Raw genomic sequence first — 12,563 nt, forward strand, 5'->3', positions numbered from 1 at the left:
CATATTTTTCCCTGAAGATGAACGATGGGTGGTTATCAGTGGTTATATGTGTAAATTCTAGACTAAAAATATCTAAATGCAGGATAGGCTATCGCCGTTAATGTGGGGACACTTTAACATTAACCCTAAATGGGTTAAATTCCAATCTGCGATTGGAAACGCCGCACGCGGCTGAGTGGTGCTAACACACCTGTTCTTTTGCGTCTGACGACTTTTTGAATTTGCTAGAATTTAAAGACTGGTTATTAAGGGAGCGATAACGATGTGTGAAGACTCTGATGATCAATTATGGCGAGACATTGAAAAATGGGCTGAAGATAACAATGATGATTTTGCTCAGCCGCTATTAGATGCGGGGATCCCTGTTTGCTATATCGAGGATGATACGCCAGTGGGTTACGCGATTATGGAGTACCCTGATGGTAAGAAAGAACTAGTCGCTGAAGACGATAATGGCGATTTTGTTGTGGTTAAAACGTATGAGTAAGCGATACAAATTGTTGATTGTAGGAGGGCCAAATGGTGCTGGTAAGTCAACATTAGTCAAAAAGCTTAAGTTACGTAGCCGGATGCCACTTGTAAATCCCGATGATATTGCGGTTCAATTGGGTTGCAGTAATATAGCGGCCGGTAAAATCGCTTTAGAAAGACGAGAACATTTACTTAAGAAGAAAACTAGCTTTGCGATCGAGACGACGTTAACAGGGAATATTGAAAAACGTTTAGTCAAACAAGCGAAGTCACTGGGTTATCAAGTGGATCTCATTTATGTTGGTATCAATAGTCCTGCGGTCTCGAATAGAAGAGTTAAACAGCGCGTGCTATGTAAAGGTCACGATGTGCCTCAAGCGGATGTTTTCAGACGATACCATCGCAGCATGTTTCAATTAGAGGCGTATATCGCTGATTGCGATCGGGCGTTTATTTTTGATAACTCTGGCAGAAAACATAAATTAATAATTAGTATTAATAGAGGCAAAATTAAAGTCAGAAGAAATCAATTGCCTATCTGGAGTGTTAAATATGTCTTGACGGCGGGATTTCTCTAGTTGTTCCGCAGGTGTATGGCTATTTCAATTGAGTTGCTATTAATAATGGTAGGATATTGCTCAATTAAACAATTTTTATAAGAATAGCCATGGCCTTACTTGAATACGTTAGTGATGAAGAGCTTTTTAAGGAGGTTGAGTTCCTCCTAGGGAAAGCCAAAAAGAAACAAACTGAGGCAGAAAAAACGTTTTATCGAAACGTGATTGATCCCTTCGGCGCGTTGTTTGAATCACATGTGTTTTCAAGTCATGATCAATGGCGTAATTTTGAACTGGCTAGGCAGTATCAGAAGACAATCCAAAATCATGTGGGGACGTTTCATCAAAAGTTGCTAGGTCACGTTGGCGGCTGGCGCGATTGCGGCGTTGGTGGTGTGATAGACCTTATTAATGAAGAAAGAAAAATACTTGCGGAAATTAAAAATAAATATTCAACTGTGACTGGCGGTGATTTAGTCCATAAATACCACAACTTAGATAGACTTATTTCGCCAAAAACGAGTTTATATAAAGGCTATACCGCTTTTTTTGTGAACATCATTCCAAAAAAACCTCAAAGAATTGATAAACCGTTTACGCCATCGGACAAAGAACGTGGAGACCGGTGTCCAGAGAACGAAAAAATCCGAATTATTGATGGTGCTAGTTTTTATCACATAGTCACGGGTAGAGAATACGCACTAAAAGAGTTGCATTCAGTGTTACCTACGGTGATAGAGAACGTTTTGAGGGAACGCTTTGGGATTGCAGAATTTACTATTAAAGAAAAAGAAAGTTATATGCGATATTTTTCGCTTGCTTATGGATAATAACCATAAGTAATGTTTGACATTGCAAAAACAAATTATTAATATAGTAACCATGTATAACGTTTACATGGTTATCATTGATGAAAGACCAATTATCTTTAGCTGAAGTCGCCGATATTTTAGGAATGTCCAAAGGGACACTGCGCCGTTGGGACAACGACGGTAAATTTATTTCACATAGGAATAAATCTAATAATTATCGCTATTATAAAAAAGAACAACTCAAGCAATTTGAACAAGCCCAATTTCTATTTGAAGACTCATGGGTTGAAGGCGATTATGTCCATAGTAAAAAATATACTGTCCTAGAACTATTCGCTGGGGCGGGGGGTATGGCACTTGGCCTTGAAAAAGCAGGGCTAGACGCCGTCATGCTAAACGAAATTGATCATCACGCGTGCAACACTTTGAGAAGAAATAGGCCCCAATGGAATGTCGTGGAAAATGATATTTCAAAAGTAGACTTTTCTGAGTATAAAGATGCCGTTGATGTGTTAGCCGGTGGTTTTCCTTGTCAGGCGTTTTCGTATGCTGGAAAGAAATTAGGTTTTGAAGACACTAGAGGCACGTTATTTTTTGAATTTGCAAGAGCGGTCAAGGAGATCAATCCGCGGGTGATTTTGGCTGAAAATGTCCGGGGGCTTTTAAACCATGATAATGGTAGAACTCTAGAGACGATCAGAAATGTCATCAAAGATCTTGGCTATCATTTATATGAACCAAAAGTATTAAAAGCCATGTTTTATAAAGTGCCGCAGAAAAGGGAGAGATTGATTCTTATTGCGGTAAGGAATGATATTTCAGAAGGTATTGATTTTAAATGGCCAGCCACTTATCACAGGGTGCTCACCTTAAAAGATGCTTTAAAAAAAGGCGAACTTTATGATTGCGATGTGCCGTCGTCTGAAGGACAAGAATATCCAAAGAGAAAAAAAGAAATTTTAAGTATGGTTCCTGCCGGGGGATATTGGCGTGATTTGCCAGTAGATATTCAAAAAGAATATATGCTTAAAAGCTATTATTTGGGAGGTGGAAAAACAGGAATGGCGCGGCGGTTATCTTGGGATGAACCCAGTTTAACGCTCACTTGTGCACCTGCACAAAAACAGACAGAACGGTGTCATCCTGAAGAGACGAGGCCTTTGACTGTTAGGGAATATGCAAGAATTCAAACCTTTCCTGATGAATGGGTCTTTGAAGGGTCTACAACGGCGCAATATAAGCAAATCGGTAACGCTGTACCTGTGAATTTAGCTCAGGCGATAGGTTGTTCTGTGATTCAATTGCTTGAACATCTCGATGACCTTGAAGATTTGTGTCTGGCCGAACAACGGTTATCCGATGTTCGTTGTGGTAAGTCAGACACTGTGTGTATTGACGAATTGATAAGACAAACGGGCTGAAATCACAGCCAAACAAAAAGCCCCTAGAACGCTTTTATACGCTCTAGGGGCTTTTTATTGAACTTATAAAAATTAAACTGTCATTAATCGAATTTAAATTGTAAGTTTTTGGCTTCTTTGTCGAGCACTAGGATGGCGCTAAAGGGTTTGCCTGCTTTTGATTTAAAGGTGGTGATTTTAGGCGATTTTCCCTTTTCAATAATGGCTTTAACCTCCTTGTCGGTGAGTTGATGATGGGCGATTTCCTTGTTAATTTTAAAACCACAGTCACACATAAAACTAAATTTACGATTGACCATGTCTTGTTGGGCGCAAACAGGACATTTTCCTAGCGTCGCTGTCTTTTGTGGCACTTGACGGGGCTTGGCTTGAATTAATCTTATAAGATCAAAGACGTATTGCTCGATTTCACGCATGTAGTCAGCGCGCGATTTTTCGCCTTTTTCAACACGGCTTAATTCGTATTCTAAATGACCTGTCATTTCAGGCGAGATAAAGTCTGGTGCCGCCCCTTGCAGATAGTCGATTAGTGCAATGCCGCGTTCGGTGGGGATGAGCGCTTTTTTTTGTAGCGTCATATACGCCTGTGGATGTTTGCCTTTATCTTTGAGCTTTTCAATGATCGCCGCGCGCGTGGCGGGCGTGCCTAAACCCTTGCCTTTGAGTTGCTCAGCGAGTTCTTCATTTTCAATGTCTTTACCGGCATTTTCCATCGCTTTAAGGAGCGTTGCCTCGGTATAAAGAGCGGGTGGCTTTGACTGACCTTTAGACAGACTAAGAGCTTCTAGGCTTGGCTGAGGATTATCTAAGGGTGCTAATGAATTGGTTTTTTTCTCACTATCTTCCTTATCGTCTTCTTCGTCGACACCATTGTAGACTTGCAACCAGCCCGGTTGCTCGAGCGTTTTGCCCGTTGACTTAAACAGATACTCAGCACTGATTTGCGTCCATCTTGTGGTTTTAACATAGTGCGCTTCTGGATAAAAGGCGGCAATAAAGCGCAGACTGATCGCTTCATAAATGTTTTTTTCTTCAGAAGTGAGATCCTTGGGCGGCTCTGCCGTGGGGATGATGGCAAAGTGATCGGTGATTTTTTTATCATTAAAGACGCGTTTGTTACTGACACTAACCAGATTTAGCTCGATGTCTTTGGCTGATGGATAATTCGCGCTGAGGGATTCGAGTGTGGTTTTTACTTTTTCCACGTAGTCCGTGGGCAGCGCGGTGGCGTCAGTGCGCGGGTAGGTGACGGCGCGATGTTTTTCATAAAGGGCTTGGGTCAGTTGCAGGGTTTTGGCCGCGCTGTAACCAAATTTTTTATTAGCGTACTGTTGCAAGGCTGTTAGCGAAAATAAAGGGCGTGGATATTTTTTTTCTAATTCGATCGCATCCATGGCGGTTTCAACAGTGCGCGGGATTTGATCTAGGACGGCTTGCGCTTGATGCTGCGAGTTAAATTTTCTTTCTTTGCGATCTTCGCTTGAAGTCACTAACTTGCCTTCATATAGGCCGTGTGAGGTTTTAAATTGCCCAACAATTTCCCAGAACGGCACAGATGTAAAGTTTTTATTGTCTTGATAGCGGCGCACGACCATCGCTAAGGTCGGGGTCATCACGCGGCCGATGGCGCTTTTTACAGCGCGCGAACCATTAATTCCAAAGAGCCAGTCAGCTTCGGTGCGGCTTCTAGCGGCATCGCTTAAATTATCGTAGGCGCTGGCGTCTTTTAATTGGTTAAACGCGTCTTTAATGGCATCAGGGGTCATGGACTGTAACCAAAGGCGTTTTGTGGGTTTAGTGCATTGGGCTTTTTCGTAGACCAAGCGGAAAATTAATTCACCTTCACGCCCGGCATCGCACGCGTTGATGATCAGATCAATGTCTTTACGATTGAACAGGGCTTTTAATTTTTTAAATTGCTCTTTGGTGCGTTCAAGAACGGTTAGCTCAAAGGCTTTAGGGATGATGGGCAGCGTTTGATTTGGTTCAGTTGGGTAACTGACTTGTACTAAGTGACCAATGCAGTTGTCAAAAAGAAGCTCGGGATGGTCTTTAGAAAGGACTTTTGCTAAGTCTCTAGCAACACTGGGTTTTTCGGCGATGATTAATGTGCTCATAGGAATGCTCTTTGGGTTGGTGGTTTAAATAAAAAAAACCGCCTAGCACGCTAGGCGGGATTGGGTTTTGTTGGCGTTAATCTATAACGTGCGCTCTTCTTGTCTTGGCTCTCTTTGGCGCGTTTGTTTATCAAACTGCGCTTGGGCTTGAGTGATAGGTGGTTTGTTTTTCATTTCTTTGGCCATTTTGCTGAGGATTCGGGCTTCAGTTTTCATATTTTCTTGATACAACAGACGCGCTAAGGTTTTGTATTCAGAGACCACAAAATTGCGACTTTGCAGTTGCTCTTTTAAAAACGGATGAACCGGGCGCTTATTGTTTTTTAAGGCGTCTTTTAAATTTTCAAAGCGCGCTTTTTCAATATACGAATGGCTTTGGCGATTTTTTAAGTGCCAAAGTTCGGATTTTTCGCTCTTTGTAAACTGCGCACGATGCACGCGCTTGGTTGCGGCGCATTCGACGCCTTGATCGCGCATTTTCTCGGCAAATAGTAAACGCCATTGATACAGATCGTTCTTGCGTGGATTTAAGCGTTCACCACGCTCGTTTTGCATCGTAACGGCAATATGCACGTGTGGATGATCGGTGTCGGTGTGAAGCGCAAAGACGTATTCGTGCCCTTTAAATAAGGTTTGAGCAAAGTCTCGGGCGGCGTCTCGAACTTTTTCAGGATCCACTTGCGCGGGCATAGACAGAACTAGGTTTAACGCTTCGCGTTTGGTCGATTGCGTGTGAATCATGCCCGCTTTGGTCCAATTGCTAGCGATCGCTTTAACCTCTTTGCCGCTAATTTTTAAGCCATGGTTATCCTCGAGCTCGATTTTGCCATTGCGACTAATGTAGTCAATGTGTGAGGCAACGCCTTTTACCCCTTTACTGTTGGCCGATTTGCGGCGGCCAATTTTTACCATGACTTCGGGGCTTTTTTTAGCCGCTGAAACGATATTTACCAGGGCGGTATTCTTTTTTAAAGGCGGGTTAGGACGAGTGAGAATCGTGCCCTGAGTGCGGTTCGGTGCGCTGGAGGCGTTGGCCGATGTGCTTGTGCGACCGGTGCGCTTAGACAAGACCGCGCGGCCATGTTTGGGTTTTATGCGACGCTCTTTACCGAGTAAGAAATCTTCGGCGCGTTTAGTAGCCATAGACATAAATTTTCTCTATTTTTAAAGACGATCGTAATTTTGATCTATTAAAGTGTGCACTTCATTGAGGTGTTGATCGATGTGCTGGTTAAGTGTTTTAATTTGCGTCGTAGTGAGTGACGACGATTGCCCTTGGTTTAAAGCTTTGGCAATTTGATTGAGGTTATGGCCGATTTTAAATAACTGATAATTCGACTCTCGAAGGGTGGCGACTTCTTTTCTGGTGAGGATCGTGTTGCTGGCGGCATACCTAGTGAGAACAAACGTAATAAATTGATTGACCGTCATATCGCTTTGCTGAGCGTCTTGGGTGAGTTTTTTTAAAAGTTCTTGGCTAATACGCACTTCCACGCGCGCGGTTTGACGTTTAGGTGCGGTGATGGGGGTTTTTTCGTGCTCTGGAGCTATCTGGGCGATTAAAAGTTGCTTGGTAAAGTTCGAGAGGCTCGTTTTGCCTGTCTTTTCCAGGGCGAGTTTTTTTAATTTCTCTTTGGTTTGCGCACTTAATCCGTAGACTTTCATTGTTTTTTCCCAATAAAAAACCCCTTGTGGTGAACAAGGGGTTGCGTGATTAGATTAAAAAGTAGTTGTTAGTGAAGTTCAACGCTCATTTTTTGTGCTTTTAAAATTTTAGCGGCCTCTGTATCTGCAATTATTTTCATTTTTCTAAGCCTGCCCAACCTTTGGCGATGACTTCGTTCATTTCCTCAACACTTATCTCTGTGTCCTGTAATTTTTCATTTAGTAAGCCAAAGATCGCGTTGATTGGTTGCGTTTTTGGCTGTTTTCTAAGTGTTAACTCGCCATTAGCCATTTTAATGATTTGGTATCTTTTCAATGATTGCTCATCAATTGCTTTAAGGGTTTTCAAGAAGTCAACCTCACACTCATCGAGTTTAGCGTCGAGTTGGTCGTCGGGAAGATCACTATCTAGCGTTTTTTCAATACATACGTCGGTGGTACCTTCGGTGGCCTTTTCTGCTTTTTTTAAATCGGCGGTCGATTTATCGCTCATTTTTTTATAGTTTTCGGGCTCTTTTTTCCTCCAAGCCGCCGCGGCTTGCTCTAGTGCTTCTTCTTCTGTCTTGCACGCACCTAGTTGACCTTTGGCCTTTGCATCCACTTTACAATCATAGGCTGTATCAAGCGCGGCGTTGAATTTTTCCTGTTCTTCACTGGCAAAACTTGATTGAGAGTGCACGAATAAGGATAGTGCGAGGGCGGAGTAAATGGTTTGGCGTAACATGATTTTTCCTTTTATTTAAAAAATGGGGGTTAAATAATTAATAACTTATTTACTTGATATGCTGTTTTTACTAAAGTTTTTATATTTTTCTTTGGCATAGTTGTAGGCTTTAAAAGGTAAAGTCGCGCCTGAAGAAACGGCAGCGGCGCCCATTGAAGCCATTGAACGAATCCCTCGAGCGTGCGAATCGACAGAGGCGCCACCCGTTAAAGCCGACACAATGCCAGGAATTGAGAGCATTAAGGGAATACATATAATAGTTATGACAACGAAGGATCCTGTCATTTCCCAAATAACCGCGCTCGAAAAATCGTTTAAATTTATTTTTTCTAAAGTTTTAGATATATATCCTAGTTGAAGTTGGGAAATTCCCATATATAGCATGACGGTCAGAATATAGTTTAGACATTGGCCTATCCAGTTCATGCCGTATTGTCGGGTGGAGGGGAACAACATGGCGCCAATAAAAATCGGGCCGACTACCAGGGTTAAGGCTAAGCTGAATTTGGCTATCATATAGAAGACCCAAATAAATAAAATGCTGAGGTAGCCAAGTAAAAATAACACAATAGAACCTATTGCGAGGGAAAATTTTTCAAAAATTTTCCATGTACTTAATTTTTTAGCGAATTCATACATTTTAAAGATGGATTTATCGACGTTATTTAGTTGATGATCGACAAACTTATTGTCCATTTTATTATCCGTAACCCAGCTCGCGACCGTTTCGGGGGCATCATAGACCGATTTGGCCACTTTTTGGTAGTTTCCGGCATTCAGGCCAATGGCGATAATCATCATCCAGCCTAAGATTCGCTTGGTGAGATCCACCATTGTCTCATCAAATCCCGATCGGTAGTAACCCCACATGACGAGAATAATATAAATGCCAAAACCGATTTCAAAAATCGGTAAGGCTTGATCAATGATGTTTTTGGCTTGGTTGAATAAATCCGTCTCGATCGCCTTGGTTAAGGCCTCGGAGACGTCTGCAAACATAGTCATGATGCTCCCTTAGAATTGTTTTAATTACTCGCATTGGCTTTTATCAGTACCATAGGCCCAAGCGCGAAGATAACAATTATCCCTTGCGGTTTGGCGTTCGGCGATGACTTGTTCATTAATCTCAAAGGCTCGGTATGCTTGATCAAGATTGGATTGATTTAGCGTTAAAGCCGCTTGTTGCGCGGAGATGCGACTTTGCAAGTCAGCGGCCGCTTTAATGTCTTTAGTGTTATTAATTTCAGCCATTAAGGATTCAATGTCTGAAGTGATTTGCTGAGATTTTACGAGCGAATCTTGGGTCAGTTGATAAATTGCCGTCAAGTTGTTTTCCGCCGCTTTCGGGTCATACTTCTTCGGATCTTGGATATCGGCAATGCCAACACCGACTTGATCATAGAGCATTTTCCAATCATCAGGGATTGCTTCGTGCACGCTATTTTTTAATAGATTGCCCATATTGCGCGTGCCCGTCAAGGCCACTACCTGATTTTTTAACTCGGTGATTTGTTGGATTTGGTTCTCAATTTGTTTTTTCATCTGAGCGATTTGCTCAGTATATTTCAAGACTGCAGTGGCGTCGAAGGTGGGAATACCCTGAGCATGAACTGACGGTTGCAGGCTCGTAAATGCGATCGCGCTAACGATTAAGGTTTTTACAAGGGTGGTTTTCATGATGTTGGCTCCATAAAAAAAGCCCTGGGATGGGGCTTAGATAAGATTGAGATGACTGTTAAAACGTTTATTAGGCAGGTTGTCGCAATGATTGAATGCGAGGCTGTTTATGCTGCATCGCTCGCCATAAGTCATATTTAGTTTGTAGATCTAACCATAAGTTGGCCGAGGCGATACCTGACTGCTCAAGACGAATCGCTAGGTTTGGGCTGATCGCCGCTTTACCGTTGATGACTCGTGATAAAGCTACACGTGACATGGCTAGCCGCGCGGCGGCTTGTTTTACTGATAAACCGAGTGCATCGAGTACTTCGTCTTTAAGAATTTCGCCTGGGTGTGGTGGGTTGTGCATCATCGTTTATTCCTTTCAGTGATCTTTACAACAGCCGTTTACTTTGTTTATGTTCATTAAGACGGTCTTTAAACATCGGGTACCACGTATCGACCGAGGCCGATGGATTTTCTTGCAGGACTTCATTGAGGATTTCAATGTTGCTGCTCGAGCCCGATAGTACGGCGATTTCATTGCTAAAGCCGGCTAAATTTAATTTAGCAAAAGCGCTCTGGCGCGATTGCTTTACTAAAAAGGTGCGGCTCTCTAAGCTCAGTTTAATCAATTCATCGTACTCTTTTCTGGTCATGCCACACAGCTCATAGCTGTTTTCATATTTGGCATCCGGGTTAGGCAAGAAAATCTTAGTTGGCGTTTGCTGCACAATGGCCGCAAAGATCGGACTATTAATAGCATCTTCAGGGGATTGACTGGTGAGCACAATCCAGCCGCCGCGCTTCCTGTCGGTTTTGAGAATTTTTAAAATAAATTCTTGCGTGGCTTCAAAGCGTGTCGGCCACCAGAATTCTTCGACAATCGTACACAAAATGCCATTGGCCGCGGCAACGTTATCCATCATTAGATCGCGTAAGTAAAACATATAGGCCAGAATCGGCTCGGTTGGCGGATAATTGTCTTTTAGCACGTCCGTCATATCAAAACCAACTTTATAAAAGTCGTTCGGATCGAATTTATTGACGGGATTATCCAAACACCAGGCAAAGCGCCCGTTCTCTGAGCGACACCAACGCGCTAGACGCTGGCGCAAGCTATCTTCCTTGGTCGAATACGGAATATTTTGCAGGAGCACTGAAAAGTTTCGGTGCTCAAAATCGACTTGGTTAAGTAAGGTATCGACCGCGGTTTTAATTTGCTTTTCTTCATCAGCAGAGATTTTTCCCTGAAGATTTTGGCCACAAATGCCCACGAGCGTATATAAAAATTCGCGGGTAGTGGGGGTATCGGGCAATTGAAAAGGATTTAGCCCCGTGGGTTCGCCAGCGCTTAAGGTGTAATAAGACCCACCGAGCGCGGTGATAAAGATTTTCATGCCGGCATCTAAGTCCAGCACAAACAAATAAGGATTAAAGCGATTGGTAAAGGCAATTAAAGACGTCTCAAGCGTGGTTTTACCAGTACCTGTCGCCCCTAAAATCAAGGTGTGGCCAGCCACTTTATCGCCAATATTATTCTCCTTGGGTGATGTGAAATGAAAATTAAAGTCAAACAAGGTGTTCGATACCGTTTGCAGCGGCATGATGGCCGTGCCATCCCCCAAGGGGTTGCCGAGCGCTTTGCCTTGCGAATAATTGTGCATGCCAAAGGTGCAGGCAAGATTATCGGTGGTTTTAGGTGAGGCGCGTGGCTTTTTGCGTGAGGCGGGCACTTGACTGAAATACGTAAAAGGCGCAGAGACTTGCGCTTTTTTAAAATTAAATCCCCCTTGGTTTAAGAATCTGGCGGTCACCATATTACCGTTATTGGCCGCTTCTTGAGGTGTATCACCGTAGACAATCAGCGCGGAGTGATAGTCACCGAACATTAAGTCACCGGCGGCTAATTTGCCCTTGCCATAAAGCAGCTCTTCTTGTTGCTCAATGGCTTCATCGCCAACGCTAATCATATTGTTCAATTGCCGATTAATGCGTTGATTCATATCGGCCGTTTTAATAAACACAAAGCTTTGGGTATGGGTAAATTCACAGTCGATATCTAAAATGCCTGTGAGGATTTTAGGTTTAGCCACCCCAAAATCTTTTAAATCAAAGCAGACGGCGTATTTCGTGCTGTTTTGTGCACGAATTTCACATAGATCGGATCCAAAGTGTAAATCAGAGTCACCCAAAATAGCGCTCGCATCCGTAGCCGATAAGGGCACGGGCTTGTATTCGTAGTTAATGAGCGTGCCTAAAAACTCATAGACTTCAGAAAATAAAATGCCGGTGCTATTTTGATAGCTACTTAAAACGTGGGGACTGTAAATGGCCAGGTTCGTCGTGAGTTGACCGATTAAGTCGTTAGCTTCTTTTAAGCCGTCTTTAAAGTCCTCATACTTTAAGACGACAGTGATATAAAAGTAGTTGTTGTAGAATTTTTGGCGATTAAATTTCTCTAAGTATTTTGCCGCAAACTCTTGGCAGAAAATATTCTCAAAGTCGTATTTTCTCTCAAACAGGCGTTGTTTGCGCTGCAGGGTTGTCCATAGCGCTAAGCGATTGCTGTAGTTTTTACCGACCGAGGCGAAGGTCTTGGCTAAGTTATTAAATTGCGTTTCGATGTGTCGATCGTCTTCAGATTCAAAGGGAATGCCTTCGAATTGAAGGGTAAACAGAAAATAACCACTGTGTAAGTGCACGATATTTTTTGTGACGTGCTGGCTGATTTTGGGTAAGAAATCAGCGTGTGAAGGCTGATTAGCGAGTTTTTTTAGAATATTTTTCAAAAAGTCGGAAGTAATCATTTTTGTTTCTGCCTAGACTTGTACCAATAATCGTGGTGGTTTTATTAAAGATTTGCGGGTTGCGGCGATTAAAAAAGATTAAAAGCTCGAGGCTGACAATTTCGAGCGCTTTATCGTCATTGGCCGTGAGGGTTTTCATGGCTAAGAAAACGGGGATGGGAAGCGCTAAAAAAAGTAAGGCGCCGGCGCCTAAAAATTGCATGGCTATCAGTGTGATCAGGGTTGAACCCACTAGCAAAAAGGCTAGTGGGACAAGGGGTACACCCATAAAGGTGACTGATCGCGCGAGCCCGCCAAAGGTTGGAAAACCTTCTTCTGGAATCATCG

Annotated in this window: 13 protein-coding genes; 4 read left to right on the top strand and 9 right to left on the bottom strand. The window is 42.9% G+C overall.

Annotation, left to right across the window (positions count from 1 at the left end):
• Positions 1–262 precede the first annotated feature (262 nt).
• From Q335_RS0104690 to dcm, 4 genes are all read left to right on the top strand, one after another.
• Positions 263–487, top strand: coding sequence for a hypothetical protein (locus Q335_RS0104690; protein WP_038369393.1), 225 nt, complete (start codon positions 263–265; stop codon positions 485–487).
• On the top strand, positions 480–1,049 hold the full coding sequence (locus Q335_RS09280; RefSeq protein WP_038369395.1) for an ATPase: 570 nt from the start codon (positions 480–482) through the stop codon (positions 1,047–1,049). The genes Q335_RS0104690 and Q335_RS09280 overlap by 8 nt, the downstream gene beginning before the upstream one ends.
• An 89-nt stretch (positions 1,050–1,138) precedes the next feature.
• Positions 1,139–1,858, top strand: a complete 720-nt coding sequence (locus tag Q335_RS0104700; protein ID WP_028357647.1) for an Eco47II family restriction endonuclease — start codon at positions 1,139–1,141, stop codon at positions 1,856–1,858.
• A gap of 80 nt (positions 1,859–1,938) precedes the next feature.
• The gene (gene dcm, locus Q335_RS09285; RefSeq protein WP_038369396.1) at positions 1,939–3,261 is read left to right on the top strand and encodes a DNA (cytosine-5-)-methyltransferase; all 1,323 of its coding nucleotides are present in this window, start codon (positions 1,939–1,941) and stop codon (positions 3,259–3,261) included.
• A gap of 83 nt (positions 3,262–3,344) precedes the next feature.
• Here dcm and Q335_RS09290 read toward each other — a convergent pair whose 3' ends face one another.
• The 9 genes from Q335_RS09290 to Q335_RS09305 all read right to left on the bottom strand — a co-directional run bounded on the left by Q335_RS09290 (position 3,345) and on the right by Q335_RS09305 (position 12,561).
• Positions 3,345–5,378 carry a DNA topoisomerase gene (locus Q335_RS09290; protein WP_038369398.1) on the bottom strand — a complete coding sequence of 678 codons (2,034 nt, stop codon included), beginning with the start codon at positions 5,376–5,378 and terminating at the stop codon, positions 3,345–3,347.
• Positions 5,379–5,459: 81 nt separating this feature from the next.
• Positions 5,460–6,527, bottom strand: coding sequence for a relaxase/mobilization nuclease domain-containing protein (locus Q335_RS09295; protein WP_051532300.1), 1,068 nt, complete (start codon positions 6,525–6,527; stop codon positions 5,460–5,462).
• Positions 6,528–6,542: 15 nt separating this feature from the next.
• The gene (locus tag Q335_RS0104720) at positions 6,543–7,043 is read right to left on the bottom strand and encodes a plasmid mobilization protein (RefSeq protein WP_028357648.1); all 501 of its coding nucleotides are present in this window, start codon (positions 7,041–7,043) and stop codon (positions 6,543–6,545) included.
• A gap of 136 nt (positions 7,044–7,179) precedes the next feature.
• On the bottom strand, positions 7,180–7,767 hold the full coding sequence (locus Q335_RS0104725; protein ID WP_028357649.1) for a hypothetical protein: 588 nt from the start codon (positions 7,765–7,767) through the stop codon (positions 7,180–7,182).
• Between the two features lie 45 nt (positions 7,768–7,812).
• Positions 7,813–8,772 carry a TrbL/VirB6 family protein gene (locus Q335_RS0104730; RefSeq protein ID WP_038369399.1) on the bottom strand — a complete coding sequence of 320 codons (960 nt, stop codon included), beginning with the start codon at positions 8,770–8,772 and terminating at the stop codon, positions 7,813–7,815.
• A gap of 24 nt (positions 8,773–8,796) precedes the next feature.
• Complete coding sequence (locus Q335_RS09300; RefSeq protein ID WP_051532301.1) at positions 8,797–9,444, bottom strand: type IV secretion system protein; 648 nt, start codon at positions 9,442–9,444, stop codon at positions 8,797–8,799.
• Positions 9,445–9,514: 70 nt separating this feature from the next.
• The gene (locus Q335_RS0104740; RefSeq protein ID WP_028357651.1) at positions 9,515–9,799 is read right to left on the bottom strand and encodes a HigA family addiction module antitoxin; all 285 of its coding nucleotides are present in this window, start codon (positions 9,797–9,799) and stop codon (positions 9,515–9,517) included.
• 22 nt (positions 9,800–9,821) lie between these two features.
• Positions 9,822–12,236 carry a VirB4 family type IV secretion/conjugal transfer ATPase gene (locus Q335_RS0104745; RefSeq protein ID WP_028357652.1) on the bottom strand — a complete coding sequence of 805 codons (2,415 nt, stop codon included), beginning with the start codon at positions 12,234–12,236 and terminating at the stop codon, positions 9,822–9,824.
• A complete protein-coding gene (locus Q335_RS09305; RefSeq protein WP_051532302.1) occupies positions 12,190–12,561 on the bottom strand; it encodes a VirB3 family type IV secretion system protein in 372 nt (123 codons plus the stop codon). Before Q335_RS09305 ends, Q335_RS0104745 begins: the two co-directional genes overlap by 47 nt.
• Between the last annotated feature and the right edge of the window lie 2 nt (positions 12,562–12,563).

It is taken from the genome of Brackiella oedipodis DSM 13743 (assembly GCF_000621025.1).
Classification (GTDB): domain Bacteria; phylum Pseudomonadota; class Gammaproteobacteria; order Burkholderiales; family Burkholderiaceae_B; genus Oligella; species Oligella oedipodis.